General features: G+C 67.0%; 19 protein-coding genes. 9 read left to right on the top strand and 10 right to left on the bottom strand.

Annotated features, from left to right (window positions below):
* Positions 1-60 precede the first annotated feature (60 nt).
* Both NDO75_RS23050 and NDO75_RS23055 read left to right on the top strand, forming a co-directional pair.
* On the top strand, positions 61-915 hold the full coding sequence (locus NDO75_RS23050) for a 3-hydroxyacyl-CoA dehydrogenase NAD-binding domain-containing protein (protein ID WP_310908975.1): 855 nt from the start codon (positions 61-63) through the stop codon (positions 913-915).
* A 65-nt stretch (positions 916-980) separates the two neighbouring features.
* On the top strand, positions 981-2,285 hold the full coding sequence (locus tag NDO75_RS23055; protein WP_310908976.1) for a hypothetical protein: 1,305 nt from the start codon (positions 981-983) through the stop codon (positions 2,283-2,285).
* Positions 2,286-2,308: 23 nt separating this feature from the next.
* On the opposite strand, the gene NDO75_RS23060 is transcribed toward NDO75_RS23055, so the two are convergent.
* Positions 2,309-2,731 carry a thiol-disulfide oxidoreductase DCC family protein gene (locus tag NDO75_RS23060; protein ID WP_310908977.1) on the bottom strand — a complete coding sequence of 141 codons (423 nt, stop codon included), beginning with the start codon at positions 2,729-2,731 and terminating at the stop codon, positions 2,309-2,311.
* A gap of 83 nt (positions 2,732-2,814) precedes the next feature.
* Entirely contained in the window at positions 2,815-3,861 is a 1,047-nt protein-coding gene (locus NDO75_RS23065; RefSeq protein ID WP_310908978.1) for a phytoene/squalene synthase family protein, read from the bottom strand.
* 162 nt (positions 3,862-4,023) lie between these two features.
* On the opposite strand from NDO75_RS23065, the gene NDO75_RS23070 reads away from it, so the two are divergent.
* Positions 4,024-4,662 carry an SDR family oxidoreductase gene (locus NDO75_RS23070; protein ID WP_310908979.1) on the top strand — a complete coding sequence of 213 codons (639 nt, stop codon included), beginning with the start codon at positions 4,024-4,026 and terminating at the stop codon, positions 4,660-4,662.
* Positions 4,663-4,712: 50 nt separating this feature from the next.
* Here the strand turns inward: NDO75_RS23070 and NDO75_RS23075 are convergent, their stop codons facing one another.
* The gene (locus tag NDO75_RS23075) at positions 4,713-6,470 is read right to left on the bottom strand and encodes an alkaline phosphatase D family protein (RefSeq protein WP_310908980.1); all 1,758 of its coding nucleotides are present in this window, start codon (positions 6,468-6,470) and stop codon (positions 4,713-4,715) included.
* Positions 6,471-6,609: 139 nt separating this feature from the next.
* Here NDO75_RS23075 and NDO75_RS23080 point away from each other — a divergent pair, with 139 nt between their 5' ends.
* Positions 6,610-7,755: an acyl-CoA dehydrogenase gene (locus NDO75_RS23080; RefSeq protein ID WP_310908981.1), complete on the top strand. Its 1,146-nt coding sequence runs from the start codon at positions 6,610-6,612 to the stop codon at positions 7,753-7,755.
* Positions 7,756-7,795: 40 nt separating this feature from the next.
* Here NDO75_RS23080 and NDO75_RS23085 read toward each other — a convergent pair whose 3' ends face one another.
* Positions 7,796-8,080 (bottom strand): helix-turn-helix transcriptional regulator, encoded by a 285-nt coding sequence (locus NDO75_RS23085; RefSeq protein ID WP_310908982.1) that lies wholly within the window; start codon positions 8,078-8,080, stop codon positions 7,796-7,798.
* 61 nt (positions 8,081-8,141) lie between these two features.
* Complete coding sequence (locus tag NDO75_RS23090) at positions 8,142-9,050, bottom strand: DUF3267 domain-containing protein (protein ID WP_310908983.1); 909 nt, start codon at positions 9,048-9,050, stop codon at positions 8,142-8,144.
* Positions 9,051-9,190: 140 nt separating this feature from the next.
* Between NDO75_RS23090 and NDO75_RS23095 the strand changes: the two genes are divergently transcribed.
* Positions 9,191-9,475 carry a hypothetical protein gene (locus tag NDO75_RS23095; protein WP_310908984.1) on the top strand — a complete coding sequence of 95 codons (285 nt, stop codon included), beginning with the start codon at positions 9,191-9,193 and terminating at the stop codon, positions 9,473-9,475.
* A 17-nt stretch (positions 9,476-9,492) separates the two neighbouring features.
* On the opposite strand, the gene NDO75_RS23100 is transcribed toward NDO75_RS23095, so the two are convergent.
* On the bottom strand, positions 9,493-9,900 hold the full coding sequence (locus NDO75_RS23100) for a hypothetical protein (RefSeq protein ID WP_310908985.1): 408 nt from the start codon (positions 9,898-9,900) through the stop codon (positions 9,493-9,495).
* Positions 9,901-10,027: 127 nt separating this feature from the next.
* Between NDO75_RS23100 and NDO75_RS23105 the strand changes: the two genes are divergently transcribed.
* Positions 10,028-11,455 carry a heme o synthase gene (locus NDO75_RS23105; protein ID WP_310908986.1) on the top strand — a complete coding sequence of 476 codons (1,428 nt, stop codon included), beginning with the start codon at positions 10,028-10,030 and terminating at the stop codon, positions 11,453-11,455.
* 81 nt (positions 11,456-11,536) lie between these two features.
* Here the strand turns inward: NDO75_RS23105 and NDO75_RS23110 are convergent, their stop codons facing one another.
* On the bottom strand, positions 11,537-12,604 hold the full coding sequence (locus NDO75_RS23110; RefSeq protein ID WP_310908987.1) for a M20/M25/M40 family metallo-hydrolase: 1,068 nt from the start codon (positions 12,602-12,604) through the stop codon (positions 11,537-11,539).
* 170 nt (positions 12,605-12,774) lie between these two features.
* On the opposite strand from NDO75_RS23110, the gene NDO75_RS23115 reads away from it, so the two are divergent.
* The 3 genes from NDO75_RS23115 (at position 12,775) to NDO75_RS23125 (ending at position 15,053) form a co-directional block, all read left to right on the top strand.
* Positions 12,775-13,941, top strand: coding sequence for a beta-ketoacyl synthase N-terminal-like domain-containing protein (locus NDO75_RS23115; protein WP_310908988.1), 1,167 nt, complete (start codon positions 12,775-12,777; stop codon positions 13,939-13,941).
* The gene (locus NDO75_RS23120) at positions 13,941-14,333 is read left to right on the top strand and encodes a Zn-ribbon domain-containing OB-fold protein (protein WP_310908989.1); all 393 of its coding nucleotides are present in this window, start codon (positions 13,941-13,943) and stop codon (positions 14,331-14,333) included. The genes NDO75_RS23115 and NDO75_RS23120 overlap by 1 nt, the downstream gene beginning before the upstream one ends.
* 63 nt (positions 14,334-14,396) lie before the next feature.
* On the top strand, positions 14,397-15,053 hold the full coding sequence (locus NDO75_RS23125) for a DUF502 domain-containing protein (protein WP_310908990.1): 657 nt from the start codon (positions 14,397-14,399) through the stop codon (positions 15,051-15,053).
* A gap of 1 nt (position 15,054) precedes the next feature.
* Here NDO75_RS23125 and NDO75_RS23130 read toward each other — a convergent pair whose 3' ends face one another.
* From NDO75_RS23130 to NDO75_RS23140, 3 genes are all read right to left on the bottom strand, one after another.
* A complete protein-coding gene (locus NDO75_RS23130; RefSeq protein WP_310908991.1) occupies positions 15,055-15,993 on the bottom strand; it encodes an alpha/beta hydrolase in 939 nt (312 codons plus the stop codon).
* Positions 15,994-16,068: 75 nt separating this feature from the next.
* Positions 16,069-17,169: a methylmalonyl Co-A mutase-associated GTPase MeaB gene (gene meaB, locus NDO75_RS23135; RefSeq protein ID WP_310908992.1), complete on the bottom strand. Its 1,101-nt coding sequence runs from the start codon at positions 17,167-17,169 to the stop codon at positions 16,069-16,071.
* On the bottom strand, positions 17,166-17,582 hold the full coding sequence (locus tag NDO75_RS23140; protein ID WP_310908993.1) for a cobalamin B12-binding domain-containing protein: 417 nt from the start codon (positions 17,580-17,582) through the stop codon (positions 17,166-17,168). The genes meaB and NDO75_RS23140 overlap by 4 nt, the downstream gene beginning before the upstream one ends.
* Between the last annotated feature and the right edge of the window lie 120 nt (positions 17,583-17,702).

Here is a 17,702-nt window from a genome sequence, read left to right on the forward strand (position 1 = left end):
CCCCAGACGAACGCGGCGGGTACCATCAGGCTTACCCCGATCTTCGGCGTACCGCGCGCTATGGTTCGCGAGCAACTCGACAGGATCGGCGTCGTCGGCGCGGGAACGATGGGCAGCGGCATCGCACAGGTCGCGGCGACCGCCGGCTACGACGTAGTGATGCGCGACATCGAACGTGAGTTCGTCGAGAACGGCTTCGACACGATCGACGACAGTCTCGGTCGCCTCGCGAATCGGGACGGCCTCGCAGAAGACCCCGAGACGATCCGCGACCGGATCGAGGGGACGACGCTGCTCGACGACCTCGCGGACTGTGACCTCGTCGTCGAGGCCGCGCTCGAGGAACTCGAGGTCAAGCGGGAGGTGTTCGCCGACTTAGAGCGGGTCTGCGACGACGACATCCTGCTCGCGACGAACACGAGCACGCTCTCGATCACCTCGATCGCGGCCGACCTCGAGCACCCCGAGCGCGTGATCGGACTGCACTTCATGAACCCCGTCCCGATCATGGAGGGCGTCGAGGTCGTCGTCGGCGAGAAGACGACCGACGCGGCGACCGAACTGGCCCACGAGCTCGCCGAGGATCTCGAGAAGACGACCTGGGAGGCCGACGACAAGCCCGGCTTCGTCACCAACCGTATCCTAATGCCCTGGATCAACGAGGGAATTCGGGCCTACGACGAGGGCGTCGCCACGAAGGAGGACATCGACGCAGGGATGGAGCTCGGAACGAACGTCCCGATGGGGCCGCTGACGCTGGCCGACCACATCGGGCTGGACGTCTGTCTGCACGCCTCCGAGACGCTCCACGAGGAACTGGGTGATCGCTACAAACCCGCCTACCTCCTCAAGCGAAAGGTCGAGGCGGGCGACCTCGGCAAGAAGACGGGAAAGGGGTTCTACGACTACGAGTAGTCGCTTCGGCCGTTCGTTTCACCACAGCATAATTTATTTGGCGCTGATACGCGTTCGAGAAGACGATGCGATTCGCCCGCTTCGCTGCCATCGCCCTCCTTTGTAGCCTCGTCGGTATCGCCGCCTTCAGCGCCGTTGCCGCGGCCCCTCCCCCGGCACCGGTCTGTGGTGTCTGCGGGTCCAGCGTCGAAAACGCCAGCATTTCCGGCGCAACAGGCTCCGGAACGCTCGACATCTACGTCGACGAGACCGGTGACTCGCTGTGGCATGCTCGCGTCCCCGTCACCGAACCGGCCGCCGAACGGTACCGGACCAACGCGACCGCCCTCGAGGCCGCGGTCGATCGTGCGTGGCCTCGCTATCACGTCGCCGACGGCGATATTCGAACCGTCGAGACGACGCTCGAGAACGAGACCGTCGTCGTCAACTACACCGTCGACGACGTCGCACGACGCGGCGTCGGCGAGTCCTGGATCCTCGACTACTTCCACGAAAAAGGGCCGACGACCAATTACGACCAGCAAGCCCGGCGAGTGACGATACACACGCCCGACGGGACGGTCGTCACGAATCGCCCGACCGACGCCACCGTCGACGGGAACGCCGCGACGTGGCGGATCGACGGCGCGGACTCTAGCGAGCGCGGCTTCGACGAAGCGGTCTATATTACTTACGGCGAGAACGGCCTTCTCGGCACCGTAAGCGGCCACGCGACGATCGGCCTCGAGGTGGGTCCGTCGGCACTCGATCACGGTATCCGCGGCGGATTCGTCCCGGGAATACTGCTCGGACTCGTCGGCCTCGGAATGGGTCGAACCGACTGGGGGAGCACGGCCGTCGACGCGGCGACGCTCGAGCGACTGATCGTCGCCGTCGGATCCACCGGGGCGGTCGGCTTCCTCGTCATCGGTGTCCTTTCGACCGGGGCCGGCATCGCACCGGGAGCCGTCGCGCTGGCCGGGCTCGGGGTCGGCTACGCGCTACTGGGGAGTGGAGCACGGCGTTTCGGTGGTCGGCTCGAGACGCGCGGGCTGCTCGGCCTGGCGGTGCTCGCGACGCTCGTCGCCGCGGGATGCTCCCTCCTGCTCGCTGGACCGCCCGTGTACGCGTTTCCGCTCTGCTTCGGACTGGCCACCGCGCTCTGTCTGCCGATCGGCCACGCGGCAGAACGCGGCCGGACGCCGATCGCGCTCGTCGCCGTCGCCGCGCTCACCCCGATCGCCGCGCTCGCGGCTGTCGCACCCGTTTCGGTGTTCGGGTACGGTCCGGCACTGTATGGCCTCTTGCTGTTGCCGTGGGTCGCCGCTGTCGCCGTGTTCGGCTACCCGCTCGCGCTGCTCGGACGCCACCTCGCGCTCGAGGACGGCTAACGGTTCGATCTCACGACTGACCGCTACTCGAGAAACCGCGCACCCGCGTCCACGCCCGCAGGCGGCATCGCACACTGGTCTTTCTTGCCGAACCAGCGGTAGCGCCGGGCGGCGACGAAGTCGTACGCGCGGTCTCGGATCGCCCGCGGCAGGAATCGAAACGGGCCGAGCAGGCCGTAGACGCCGCCGAGCAACTGAGCGATCCGGATGACCGCGCTCGATTTCACGTAGCAGTCGTCGCCCTCGATCAGGACGACCGACTCGAGTTCGTCGGTCGGGAGTCCGTGTTCAGCCAACAACGCTTTGCCGACGTCCGACTGGAGCGAGGCGAAGCGAAAGATACCGTCCGTATCCCGCGGGAGGAGAAACTGGACGAACCCGTTACAGAGGTTACAGACGCCGTCGAAGAGGATGACTGGATTCTCGCCCGTGGTCGCGTCGCTCATCGGTTAGCAGACGCTTGGGGCCGGCCGTAATTCAGCGTTCCGGTCGTTCGAACGCGGTCGTCTGCGGTCGAAACCCGCGACCGTCACTGGTGGAGCGGCCGATTCGACATCTCCCGCCGGAGTTCGTCGAGCCGCGAGCGGGGGACGTCGTCCTCGAACTGCTGGAGGAGGGCGTATACCTCCGCGCGGGAGACTTTCACGTCGCCCTCACGGACGACGTCCTCGGGGCGCTCGCGTAGTTCTCGGAGGGTGCCGACCGCGAGCAGGTAGGGGATCGCCCACGCCGAGAGCCGGTTGCCGTGGTGTTCGGGCACGATCTCGAGGTACCGCTGTGCGTCGTCGAGATAGCGTTCGGCCCGGCCGGTGACCCGCCTGATGACGTTGGTGACGCCGCCGTGGTGGGCCTCGTCGGTGACGGACTCGACGTCGACGTCCTCCGCCGCGAGCCACTCGGCGGGGAGGTAGACGTTGTTCTCCTCGTGATAGTCGTCCTCGACGTCCTTCGCGATGTTGACCAGCTGGAGGAGCAGGGCGAACGACCGAGCGTTCTCCCGCATCTCGTCGGCTCGCTCCTGGGAGGTGCCGCGAGCGACCAGCCCGGTGATCAGCGTGCCGACGGTACCGGCGGCGTACCAGCAGTATTCCTCGAGTTCCTCGATGGTCTGGAGGCGCAGTCCGCCCTCGGTGGCGTACCGGCTGGTGAACATCGCCATCCCGCCGACGAGTTCGCGGACGGGTTCGCGCATGATCTCGCGGGGTTCCTCGTCGAGCGACTCGAACGTGGACAGGACGCGAGGCGTCTCGGCGACGACCTCCCAGTCCTCGTTCCGATCCTCGGGGATCCAGGGCTCGACGTCGTCCATGAACGCCGCGACCGAGCCCGAGGTGTCCGGATCGAGTAACCGATCGTATTCCTCGAGCAGTTCGGTCTGGGTCTCCGGCGGGATGTGTCCCGCGTCCTCGATCGTATCAGCTATTCGACAAAGAAGGTAGCCGAGACAGATGTGTCTCGCCATCGGCTCTTCGAGCCGATCGATCGTGATCGAAAAGGTCCGCGAAACGCCGTGAACCGCGTCGTAACACCACTCGAGGTCGGCGTCGGTGGGGGGTTCGGGCTGGCCCGTGGTCATCTACTCGAGTTAGTTTGGTGACCATCCGGGAAAAACGCCGCGGTCGCGGCGTGATCTTCCGACCCACGAGAGAGACGCATCAGGTGACTAATATCACTGCGTATCGACGGCCCGGCGTACTCCGACGAAATCCGTATCACGTCGAACGGCAAACTCCGTGATGTGAATCGCGTACTCATCGCCGGCGCACACGGCGGGGTCGGCAAGCACGTTACGGACTTGCTCGGGGACGGCGAAGGGACCGCTCGATCGATGGTCCGCGACGAGTCGCAGGTCGACGAGATGGAGTCACTGGGCGGAGAACCCGTCGTTGCGGACCTCACCGAAGACGTGACCCACGCGGTCGAGGGGTGTGACGCGGTCGTCTTCGCGGCCGGCTCCGGCGGCGACGACGTGTACGGCGTCGATCGCGACGGAGCGATCGACCTGATCGATGCGGCGGTCGAGGCGGGCGTCGACCGGTTCGTCATGCTCAGTTCTATGGGTGCCGACGACCCAGAATCCGGCCCCGAACCGCTCCGAGACTACCTGATCGCCAAGGCCGAGGCCGACGAGTACCTCCGCAGCAGCGGGCTGACGGAGACGATCGTTCGACCGGGTGAACTAACGAACGAACCGGGGACCGGTGAGATCCGGGCGAACGATGCCCTCGAGTCGGGGGACGGCGACATCCCCCGCGAAGACGTGGCCCGGACGCTCGTGGCGGCGATCGACTTCGAGCCGGTCTACGGCGAGACGTTCGAGATCCTGTCCGGTGAAGACGCTATCGAGGACGCGCTCCAGTCGGTCGGTTCTCGCTGAGTGAACCCGACGTCGGTTTCGGCGAGGCGACGCGGTCTACCCCCGTCAGTTCACCGCGTTCGATACCGTTCTGTCACGTCCTCGAGGGCGACTTCGCCCTCAGGGACGCGATAGGCGGCTACGACCGCCCGGTCGGCGTCGGGGCTGTTCGTCGTCTTGTCGACGGCGTAACCGACGTACGTACACGCCTCGCGCGTGAATTCGACCACCGAGTACCCCCAGTGGTGGCTGTCGAAGAACTCGATGTGCGGATTCATCGCGGGTATCAGCCACGACAGTAGCGGCTCGGTGAGCCGACGCCGGCGGCCGCGGGTCAGGTGCAGGGCCTCAGCCACGTTGAGCGAGGTCACGGCGGGCGTCATGAATTCGACGCCGATCCGCTCGCCCTGTGCGACGCCCTCGCCGCCCGTGATCCGCCCGGGATAGGAGGTCTGCGAGTAGGCGGCCACGTAGCAGTGCATGTCGCCCGTCAGCGTGACGAAGTTATCGACGTCGGCCGCCGCGATCCGCTCGGTGATCTGCATTCGTTCTCTCGTGTAGCCGTCCCAGCCGCCCTGCACGGGGTACAGCGAGAGCGGACCGGAGCCGATCCGGAGCGGGACGGTCAAGACCTCGTCGGCCCACACCGTCCACGTCGCGTCCGAGCCGGTGATAGTGTCGACGAGCCACTCGCGCTGCTCCTCGCCGAGCATCGTCCGGCCGGGCGGTTCGCGGTGCGGGCCGACGTTGTCCGGCGTCGGAATCGCTTCGCGAGGAGGGTCGCGAAACAGTCGTTCGTCGGTCATCGCGAGCGTCACGAGGTTCCCGAATTCGAACTCGCGCCAGAGCTGGAACCGGTCCTGGAGGGTGTCCCCGCCGGGATCGTAGTGGACGCGAGCGGGCATGTACTCCCACCACGCGTGCATCGCGTCGGCGACGAGGTCGGTCATGAACGCCGGATCGTTGCCCCGGGGGTGGTCGCCCGCGGGGGCGTCAGTTCGCTTGTCCCAGTACAGGTCGTTGACCATCTCGTGGTCGTCCCAGCCGGCGATCAGCGTGTGCGCTTCCAGCGCCTCCTGCAGGAAGCGGTCGCTTCGATACGTCCGGTACAGGTACCGGTAGTCTTCGAGGTTCCAGACGCGGCCGTTTCCGCTCGGCAACTCCTTCTCGCGCCCGGGGTAGTCGTACGATCCGAAGCCCTTGAAGTGGCCGTCCTCGGACTCGTAGATGAAGTCGCCGACGTGTACCATGAAGTCGACGTCCTCGCGGGCGACGTAGTGATACGCCGGATAGTAGCCGTTGAGATAGTTCTGACAGGCGAGCACCGCGAACCGAACGGACTCGAGGGATGCGTCGGGGTCGGGCAGCGTCCGGCACCGTCCGACCCTGGAGGCCGTACCGCGGTAGTAGAACCGATAGTGGTACTCGTGATCCGACTCGAGGTGGCCGTCGAGATCGACTTTGACCGTGTAGTCGTGAGCCCGGATCCGCTCGGCGTCGGTGACCACGCCCTCGTAGACGACACCGTCGAAATCGGGGTCTCGAGCGACGCGAACGGCCAGTGGCTCGTCCGCGTCGAAGGCGGCGGGTGCGATTCGCGTCCAGAGTATCACGCCGGTAGGGGTCGGCCCGCCGCTGGCGACCGACTGGGGGAACACCGTGTCCGGATCCGCGTCGGGGTCGTACTCGAACCGGTCGGCGTCGATCTCGGCGTCCAGATCGGTCGCGACCGCGAGGTCGTGCGAGTCGAGTTCGGATAGCAGTTCGGCGTGATCGTCCGCGCCCCGCGACGGCTCGTCGCGCCCACCCAGGTCGATGTCCTCCGACATAGAGGCCCGTTGGGGGGTACGGGATTGTAGAGCTATGGGTGCGAAGAGAGGAGAGGAGAGAAGGGGTCGTCGACCTCGTCTCGAGGAACGCTCGACCGAAGAGAGAACAATAAAGGGACGAGGTACCGAATCTCAGGGTATGGACTTTGCACTCTCGGCCGAGCAGCAACAGATTCGAGACATGGTGTCGGAGTTCGTCGACGAGGAGGTCGTCCCCGTCGCCGACGAGATCGACCACGACGACGAGTTCCCGCAGGACCTCGTCGACGAGATGGCCGAGCTGGGGCTGATGGGCATGCCCTTCCCCGAGGAGTACGGCGGAGCCGGGCTGGACTACCACTCCTACGCGATCGGCCTCGAGGAGATCTCTCGGGGCTCGGGCGGGCTGGGGACGATCGTCGCCGCCCACACCTCGCTGGCGGGGAACATGCTCTACGAGTTCGGCGACGAGTCCCAGAAGGAAGAGTTCCTGACGCCGCTGGCCGCCGGTGAGGACGTCGGTGCGTTCGCGCTCTCGGAGGCGGGCGCGGGCAGCGACGTACCGGCGATGGATACGGTCGCCGAACGGGACGGCGACGAGTACGTCATCAACGGCGGCAAGCTCTGGATTTCGAACGGCTCGGTGGCCGACACGGTCACACTGTTTGCGAAGACCGACCCCGACGCGGGCAACAAGGGCATCACCTCCTTCGTCGTCCGGCCCGAGGAGGACGACGGCTTCATCGTCGAGGGCACGGAGGACAAACTCGGCGACAAGGGCTGTCCGACCGCCGAACTCCGCTTCGACGACCTCCGGATCCCGGAATCGCGCCGGCTCGGCGAGGAAGGAGACGGGTTCGTCCACGCGCTGAAGACCCTGAACGGCGGCCGCATCACGATCGCCGCCCGCGGGGTCGGCATCGCCCGCGCGGCCTTCGAGGAGGCCCGCGACTACGCCAACGAGCGCGAGCAGTTCGGCCAGCCCATCGGCGAATTCCAGTCGATCAAGCACAAGCTGGCGGATATGGACACCAAGATTCAGGCCGCCAAGATGCTCATGCACAAGGCCGCCGACAAGAAGATCCGCGGCGAGAATTACATCAAGGACGCCTCGCAGGCCAAGCTCTACGCCTCCGAGGTGAGCCGTGAGGTCGCCAACGAGGGCATTCAGATCCACGGCGGCTACGGCTACACCAAGGACTTCGCCGCCCAGCGGTTCTACCGCGACGCCAAACTCAACGAGATCTACGAGGGCACCAGCGAAGTGCTGCGGAACACGATCGGCGACCAACTGCTCGACGAATAGCGCCGGACCGTCGCTCGCCGTCTCATACCCCGCACTCTCGCTACTCCTCGAGACACTCTCGAACCCACTGGTAGTGCTCGCGGACTCGCCGCCTGCCGGCGTCGGTCAGCGCGTAGACGTCGTACAGTCCCTCGGTCCGCTTCTCGACGAAGCCCGCGTCGACCAGCGCCGACAGCGAGCCGTAGAACGACTTGGGCTCGAGCCGCTCGTCGTAGTGGGCCTCGAGGCGCGATTTCAGCCGCTGGCCGCGCAGTTCGCCGTCCTCGGCGGCGGCGAGCAGGAAACAGCAGTCCCGACGGCGGCCGCTCCGGAGCCACTTGCTCATGGGCCGTGATGGGAAGGGCACCCGCTCGAGCGTTACGGTTTCCGACGCTCGGCCGGCAGAATTACTCGCGCTCGAGTCGCCGGCGAACGGTCGCGACGAGCGTCCACGCGAGCCCGCCGACCGCTGCGAGCGCGAGCAGCGGGCCGTCACCGATCTCGAGGAGGGCACTGCCGTCCGGTCGACGGTCGTGTCGGACGAGCAGCCAGCCGGCGTCCGGATCGCCGAGAACGACGTCGCCGGAGCCGAACGCGAGCGAGATCATGACGGCGAAGAGGGCGTACGCCGCGACCGAAACGAGGGTACCGACGCTGCCGGTCACGAACCGCGAGAGGAGCGCCGCGCCCGGCAGTCGGCCGCCGGTGTCGTCGTTCACGCCGTAGATTCCGAACCCCTGTCCGGCGTCTCCGGGTAGTCCGCCGATCCGGACGTCCGCGGGATACTGACAGAGGACGGCTGCCATCCAGAGGTCGCCGATCGAGCCGGCCGCGTTCGCCGCCAGCGGCACGACGAGCAGCGGCGACGGGAAGACGGCCATCGCGACGAGCCCGATCGCCGTGATTCCGACGAACGGCGCGAGCAGGGCGACGAGAAGTTGATTTCGCGTGTACTCCGTTCCGCTGGTTTCCGCGTACGCATACGGAACGACGAAGTGCGAGACGCCCACGCCGTACGACGGGGAGCCGCCGTAACGCGCCATGACTACGCCGTGGATGAGTTCGTGGGGGACGACCACGCAGGCGAGCAGGCCCAGCGAGACGAGCAGCCAGACGAAGATGGTGGGCGGCGACGAGGCAGCGATCACGATCGGCTCGAGGGAAACGCCGCGAATCCACGCGACGATGTGGCCGAAGCAGTAGGCGAAGCCGAAGAAGCCGACGGCGGCGACGACGAGCCACTGGGCGGCGACCGCTCGCGTGAGTCGAAACGTCGCGAGCGGCTGGCGGGCTCGAACGAGGTCCGAACGGCTCACGGGCGAACCTCGCAGGCGACCGAAAAATCGGTGTCGATGTTCGCCGCCCCAGCGGCCGCTTCCGAAGCCGACTGCGGCGGTACCGGCGATCCCGGTCCGGAACCGACAGCTTCCCGGTGGTCGGCCCGCGAGTACCGACCATGACAGACGACCGGACCGCAGAGGAGAACGGCATCAGAGCGACCTACGACGAAACCGAGTCGGAGCGCGTCCTCGCGTTCGAACACGACGGTGCGGGAAAGACGGCCGCGATCGCACAGAACATCGAGGGATACGCCATGCTGAAGGTGCGGCCGTCCGCGGACGGCGACGAACTCGAGCGCTACTACGGGTTCGATATGGCCCTCGACCACGTCGGTGAGCTGTTGGGCGTCTCGCCCCACGACTTGCCAGTGCCGGAGGCCGCGGCGGACATGGGAATGTGATGGTCGGTTCGTGACGGTCACACGACGAACGCGGCGAGGATCAACAGTCCGAAGTACAGCAAAACGAGGACGCCGAGCGCGTACAGCCGAAATCGGCGAATCTCTCCGTCCTCCTCGCGGACGGCGCGGTCGAATGCGGCGCGCTCGCGGTCGGAGAGGCGCTCCGAATGCTCGAGGCCGCGGTGAAGGGTCTCGGACCGGGCCCGTCGGAAGGGCCGATCACAGTACGGACAGCGATTGGGGGAATCGTCTGCACTGACATCGAACGCGGATTCGGCCCCGGCCCTGGACGCGTTCGCTACCGAGTGCTCATCGGCGGAAGGTGCGCGGCCGCGACCGTGTGAGTCGCCGGGCACGTCGTCGGCTACGACGAGCAGTCCGATTGTTCTTTGGTCGCCGCTCGAGCGCTGTGATAGTACCGACACTGGGGCCGGCCAGCACCGGTCATCGCTTCCCCCGACTCGTCTGCCGTCGCAGGGTCACAGTCCGAGATCACGGGAAGAAGCGGGAGCCATAAATACGCGGAGTCGAACGCTAGAGACGAGAATAGCCGTGGCAACTGAGTCCTTTCCCCGCCCGATCGGCACCCGCCGACGGTTCTCCGCACTGCTCGCAGCGACCGCGCTGGGCGTCTATCTACTACTGATCGTCGGCGCGACGACCTCGCTGACGAACGCCGCCGCGTCGTGTTCGACGTGGCCCACCTGCCACGCCCCGGTCGATCCGCTGAACCAGACCGAACTCGCGATCGCGTGGGCCCACCGGCTCACCGCCGTCGTCGTCGGACTGCTCGTCGCCGCGACGGCCGCTGCTGCGATCTTCGGCGACGCCTCGAGGCGCGTCAGGGCGGCGCTCGCGGCAGCCGCCGCCCTCTACGTCGTCCAGGTCGGCGTCGGAGCCGTCACCGCCACGATCGGTCCCGCCGCGATCCTCCCCGGACTCCACCTCGCGCTCGGGCTCGTGATCTTCACGGGCATCGTCCTCGCGCTCGCCTGGGACTTGGAGCTCGCGACCGGCAGCGACGACGACGCCATCGACTCGCCGGAACCGCTCGAGGAACTCGACGATGGCGCACCGGCCGCGAGTGGCCGCACGCTCCCCTCGAGCCGACTGGCTCGGGCCAGGTTGACCGCGTTCGCCTACTTCAAGATGATGAAGCCGCGGCTGATGTGGCTGCTCTGTCTGGTCGCCGCAGCCGGCATGGCGCTCGCCGCCGGTCCCGGCCTCGAGATCTACACCATCGTCGCGACGCTCGGCGGCGGCGTCCTCGCGATCGGCGCGAGCGGAACGTTCAACCACGTTCTCGAGCGTGACGTCGACCAGAAGATGTCCCGCACCGCCGATCGGCCGCTCGCGGTCGATCTGATCCCGGTCCGGAACGCGCTCGCCTTCGGCCTCGGGCTGACCGTGCTCTCGCTCGCCGCCTTCCTGACGATCAACCGGCTCGCGGCGGCGCTCGGATTGGCCGCGATCATGTTCTACAGCGTCGTGTATACGCTGTTGCTCAAACCGAATACGGTCCAGAACACGGTCATCGGCGGCGCGGCGGGCGCGCTGCCGGCCCTGATCGGCTGGGCCGCGGTCACGAACGAGATCGGCTGGCCCGGCCTCGCGCTCGCGGGCGTGATCTTCCTGTGGACGCCGGCGCACTTCTACAACCTCGCGCTGGCCTACAAGGACGACTACGCCCGCGGCGGCTTCCCCATGATGCCGGTCGTCCGCGGCGAGACCGTCACCCGAAAACACATCATCTACTACATCGCCGCGACGCTCGTGAGCACGATCGCGCTGGCCTGGATCACCGACCTCGGCGCACTGTACGCCGGCACCGTCGTCCTCTTCGGCGGGATCTTCCTCTGGGCCGCCGTCCGGCTCCACTTCGAGCAGACCGAAGCGGCCGCGTTCCGCTCGTTCCACGCCTCGAACGCCTTCCTCGGCGCGGTGCTCGTCGCGATCCTCGTGGACGCGCTCGCGTTCTGATCCTCGAATCGATTTCCGGACCCGTTCCTCACTCCCGAACGAGACCAAAAACGGCGAGTCTCGGCGGTTTCAGCGGTCGGCTCAAAGCGTGTAGTCGTACTCCCCGTTCTCGGTCTCGAGGAATGCCTCGAGCAGGTCGATCGTCGCCGAAACGTCGTCGACGTGGGCGGCCTCTGTCACGGTGTGGAGATACCGCGTCGGGACCGAGATCGCGCCGACGGGTTTCGCGCCGGCGGCCTGCTGGAAGCCCGCGGTGTCGGTGCCGCCCGACGGGAGGATCTCGAGCTGGTAGTCGATCTCCCTGTCCTCGGCGAGCGACTGGAGCCGGCCGTGGAGCTTGGGGTTCGTGATGACGCTCGAGTCCTTGAGCTTGATTGCGGTGCCGTCGCCGAGTTCGGTGACGCGCTCGCCGGCGTCGAAGCCGGGGATGTCGTTGGCGACGGTGACGTCCAGCGCGAGCGCGAGGTCGGGATCGATATCGACGCCGAGGGTGCGGGCACCCCGGAGGCCGACCTCCTCCTGGACGGTCGCACAGAAGTGAATCGTCACGTCGGGCTCGGTGAGTCGACGGGCCGCCTCGAGCATGGCGAAGAGGCAGACCCGGTCGTCCAGCGCCTTGCCGGTAATCGTCTCGCCGACGCGCTCGGTGGTCTGGGCCATCGTGACGAGGTCGCCGGGCGAGACGCGCTCGTTCAGGTCCTCGTACGGAAGTCCGGGATCGACGATTACGTCTTCGACCTTCGGTTTCTTCTCGCGCTCGTCGTCGTCCATCGTGTGGGGCGGCGGCGAGCCGATGACGGCCGGGAGATCCTCGTCCTCGGCGTGGATCGTCACGCGCTGGGCTTTGAGAACGCGGGCGTCCCAGCCGCCGAGCGCGTCGAGTTCGACGAAGCCGAAGCCGTCCTCGTCGCCGCGGACGTGTCTGACCATGAAGCCGATTTCGTCCATGTGGGCCGCGACCGCGACCGAATAGTCGCTTTCGCCCTCGAGCGTCCCCACGACGTTGCCCATCGCGTCGGTGCGAACGCGGTCGACGCAGTCCTCGAGTTCCCGGACCACGAGGTCGCGGACGCGGTCCTCGTAGCCGGGAACACCACTCGTCTCCGTCAGTTCCGTGAGGAGTTCCAGATCGAACGGAACGGCTGTCATGGCCGCATATGTGGCGTGAGATTACATAAGACCGCGGAAACAGGATGCGTTCGAGACGCGCTGCAGTTGTATTCAGTTCGAACGTATCGCCAAGCGAGAGCTATCACTGCAGGTGGATGCACATCCGTAACCGCGGAGTATTAACGGATCCGTCCACTACATCCGTGTATATGAGTAACGTACGTGTTGCGGGCACAGGGCTGACGCCGTTCGGGAACAGTCCCGAACGGACCGGCCGTGATCTCTTTGCCGAAGCGAGCATCGCCGCCTTCGAGGACAGCGGCGTCCCCCGAGACGACGTCGAAGCCCTCCTCTACGGCAACTTCATGGGCGAACTCGCCGAGCATCAGGGCCATCAGGGTCCCCTGATGGCCGAAGCCGCGGGCGTTCAGGCCCCCGCCACCCGCTACGAGTCCGCCTGCGCCTCGAGCGGCACCGCAGTCCGCGAGGCGGTCAAACGGATCCGAACCGGCGAGAACGACGTGCTCCTCGTCGGCGGGGCAGAGCGGATGACCAACCTCGGCACCGCGGGCGCGACCGAAGCGCTCGCGATCGCCGCCGACGACCTCTGGGAGGTTCGCGCCGGCGTGACCTTCCCCGGCGCGTACGCGCTAATGGCCCAGGCCTACTTCGACGAGTTCGGCGGCGAGCGCGAGGACCTGGCCCACATCGCCGTCAAGAACCACGCGAACGCCCTGACCAACGACAAGGCCCAGTACCAGAGCGCGATCGAGGTCTCCGACGTGCTCGAGGCCCCGCCGGTCTCCGAACCGCTCGGCCTCTACGACGCCTGTCCGATCTCCGACGGCGCGTCGGCGCTCGTCCTCACGAGCGAGGAGTACGCCGCGGAACACGACCTCGACGCGCCGGTCGCGATCACCGGCACCGGGCAGGGCGGCGACCGGATGGCGCTGCACGACCGCGAGCACCTCGCGCGCTCGCCCGCGGCCCGCGAGGCCGGCGAGGAGGCCTACGCAGACGCCGGCGTCGACGCGAGCGACGTCGACCTCGCGGAGGTCCACGACTGCTTTACCATCGCCGAAGTGCTCGCGCTCGAGGCGCTCGATCTCGAGTCGATCGGCGAGGGAATCTCGGCGGCCCGCGACGGACGTACCACCGCGGACGGCGAGACGCCGATTAACCTCTCGGGCGGCCTGAAAGCGAAGGGCCACCCGGTCGGCGCGACCGGCGCGTCCCAGATCGCCGAAGTCACCGATCTACTGGCCGGCGAGCATCCAAACAGCGATCACGTCGCGGACGCGACGACCGGCGTCGCCCACAACGCGGGTGGCACGGTCGCCAGTGCGACGGTTCACGTTCTAGAGGTGATGGAGTGATGAGCGACGCGAACGACGTCGAGGACGCCGGCTTCGACGGGTGGCTCGCCGACGCCGAGGAGGGCGCGGCCTACTACCTCGAGTGCGACAACGGCCACGGCTCCCTGCCGCCCCGCCGGGTCTGCCCCGACTGCGGTTCGACCGACCTCGAGGATCTCGCCCTCCCCGAGGCCGGCGAGATCCAGACGTTCACCGTCACGCACGTCCCGACCCCGGCCTTCGAAGAGGACGCCCCGTACGCGACGGCCATCGCCGACTTCGGCCCCGTGCGTATCACGGGACAGGTCGTCGGCGTCGATCCCGCGGCCGTCGAGACCGGGCTCGAGGTCGAACTCGAGATTTCGGTTTCGGAGACGACCGGCGAGCGCGTGATCGGCTTCCGGCCAGTCTGAGCCGGTCGCGTTCGGCCGCCGGATCGGCAGTGAGTATTTTTACCTCCGAGAGTACAACGAGATATGACTCTCTCGTCTCGCATCAGGAGTAGTTTCGTCGCGGGGCTGATCCTGATCGCGCCGCTTGCCGTCACGCTGTACATTCTCCGCTTCCTCGTCAACTGGTCCCTGCAGTTCGTCACGCCGGTCGTGCGCGCCGCAGGGCTCGCACAGTACACGCGAAACGTCGAAATCGTCGCACAACTGCTGGCCGTCGTCCTGATCGTCGCGGCGGTCGTCGTGCTCGGCTTTCTCGCCCAGCAGAGCGTCGGTCGCCACCTGTTCGGTAACATCGGGCGGCTCGTCAACGTCGTGCCGCTGGTCAGTACGATCTACGGCAGCGTCCGACAGGTCGCGGACTCGCTGGTCGAACGCAAGACGGGCTACGAGAGCGTCGTGCTGGTCGAGTACCCCCGCGAGGGCGTCTACATGATCGGCCTCGTCACCGGCGAGAGCCCGCGGCCGGTCGAGAAGGTGGCCGGGCAGGACGTCTACAACGTCTTCCTGCCGAACAGCCCGAATCCGACCGCCGGTCGGCTCGTCTTGCTGCCCGAGGAGCAGGTCCACGAGATCGACATGAGCGTCCGCCGCGGGATGCGACTCGTCGTTACGACCGGCATGGGCGACGAACGCGAGCCACAGGCGGTGTCGCCGCAGGTGCTCGAGCACATCGAGAACTGACTCAGTCGCCGGTATCGGCCCGTGGGAGCTCCGCGCTCAGGTACTCGACGAACTTGGCGGGGTGTTCGGCGTGGGGCAACTGGGTCGCGTAGTCGATGACGACCAGATCGAGGTCCGCCGCCTCCGCGAGGTCACGACCCTCCCGGAGTGGGACGAGGTCGGCGTCGCGACCCCAGACGAGCGTGGTCGGCGTCTCGAGGCCCGCCAGTTCCGTCGCGAGGTCGAACTCGGGATCGAGCGTGCCCGCAGCGAACGAGGCGGGGGCGTAGCGCGACCCGGGCTGGTGGGCGCTGTCCCAGGCGTACTGAACCTCGTCGGAATCGATACGATCGGAGTCGTAGTAGCCGTCGCGGTCGTAGAAGTACCGGATCGACGGCTTGCTCGCGAGCAGATTGTACAGCGTGGTCCCGACGATCGGCGTCCGCAGGAGGGTGCGGACCCACGGCCGCGCGTCGCTCGTCTCCTCGGTCGGGCAGATCAACACCAACCGCTCCACGTCGGTCTCGTCGGCGGCGTCGACCGCGAACGAACCGGTCAGCGAGGACGCCACGATGATCGGCTCGTCGGTGATCTCGCCGGTGAAATCGCGAATGAACTCGGAATAGAGGGAAGCCGAGTATACAAGCGGCGGCCGCTCCGAGCGGGCGAAACCCGGGAGGTCGACCGCGTAGACGTGGTAGTCCTCTGCCAGTTGCTCCACGATCGGCGCGAACTCGTTGCTGCTCGCACCCGCGTAAATCCCGTGGAGCAGGAGCATGTCGGGATCGTTCGGATCGCCGGCGACGGTGTAATTCGTCTCGATCCCCCGCCAGCGATAGGTTCGTTCGATTCCGGGGAGGGGGTTCTCGAGGCCGCCGGCGCGCCGTTTCAGGAGGCGGTTGCCGACGATGGCCCCGCCGACGGTTCCGAGCGCTGCACCGAGGACTGTTCGGACTTTCATACGGGGACGTTGGACGGCAACGGTCTTAGACCTCGGGTTCGGGTTCAAAACGTGCTGCGAACGGCGGGGCGGTGATTACTCCCGACGGGGACTCGCGTCCGCGTCGGTCTCGAGGTCCTCCAGACATGCTTCGACGGGCTCGAGCACGTCGCTGGCAATCGAGTATGGGTCGGTCTCGCCCTGTCGGACGGCCTCGGCGAGGTCGTCGATCCCGCCGGCGGCGGCGAGTTCGTCCTCGAGCACGGCGTGGAGGTCCTCGCGAAGCAGCGTGCGGATCTCCTCGGCGTAGCGCGTGCGTACCTGCTCGGCGTGTTCGCCGGAGTCGACGAGGTAGTCCCGATGCGCCGCGAGTTCGTCGATGAACTCGTCGACGCCGGTGCCGTGGATGGCGACGGTCTCGACGATCGGCGGCGTCCAGCCCTCGTCGGCCGCGCCGTCGTCGTCCGGCTCGCCGTCCCAGTCGTCGTGGGCGTCGATGACCTCCTGACTGTGGTGTCCGCCGCCACCGGCGGGGCCGCTCTCGTTGCCGAGCTGGACCATGTCACGGAGTTCCTGGACGGTCCGGTCTGCGCCGTCGCGGTCGGCCTTGTTGACGACGAAGATATCGGCGATCTCGAGGATACCGGCTTTCAGCGTCTGGATGTCGTCGCCCGAACCCGGCGGGACGAGGACGGCGACGCTGTCCGCCGTCCGAACGATGTCGATCTCGTTTTGCCCGGCACCGACGGTCTCGATGATGATCTTGTCTTTCCCGAAGGCGTCCATGGCCTTGACCGCGTCCGCGGTCGCCGTCGAGAGCCCGCCGAGCGTGCCGCGGGCGCTCATCGAGCGGACGAAGACGTCCATGTCGCCGACGGTGGAGGCCATTCGAATTCGATCGCCGAGGACGGCTCCGCCGGTAAACGGCGACGAGGGGTCGATCGCGATGACGCCCACCGTCTCCCCGCGATCTCGGTAGGTCTCCGCGAGCTTGTCGACCAGCGTCGACTTCCCCGCACCCGGCGAACCGGTGATACCGATCACGTCGGCGTTGCCCGTGTGCGCGTAGAGCTCCGACACGAGATCGCGGTAGCCCGGCGACCGGTTCTCGATCTTCGAGATGACCCGGGCGAGCGCGCGGTGTTCCCCCGCCAGCAGCTCCTCGAGCAGCGATTCGTCGGCGGCGTCCATGCTCATCGCTGGGGCACGTTCTCGCGGACGAAGTCGATGGTCTCTTCGATCGACGTCCCGGGGCCGAAGATCGCCGCGACGCCCTCGTCTTTGAGTCCCTCGCGGTCCTCGTCGGGGATGACGCCGCCGGCGAGGACGAGCGTGTCCTCTTTCGCGCCGTACTCCTCGAGCCCGTCCATGATCTTCGGGACGAGGGTGTCGTGAGCGCCCGAGAGAATGGAGATACCGAGGACGTCGACGTCCTCCTGAACGGCGGCCTGGACGATCTCGTCCGGCGATTTGTGAAGCCCGGAGTAGATGACTTCGAAGCCGGCGTCGCGGAACGCACGCGCGATGACGTGGGCACCCCGGTCGTGACCGTCGAGGCCGACTTTGGCGACGAGACATCGGATGGATTCCGCTTCCTGTTCGCTGCTCATACGGGCACGTACCCGAGCCGACTGTTTGACTTTAACGGAAAATGGTTGTGTTATTTGATGTCGTTGATGCTCCCCGTCGAGAGTGGTCGGAGTCAGTACCGACCGCCGTCTCGTCGGTCA

This window comes from Natrinema sp. 1APR25-10V2, assembly GCF_031626495.1.
Taxonomy (GTDB): Archaea; Halobacteriota; Halobacteria; order Halobacteriales; family Natrialbaceae; genus Natrinema.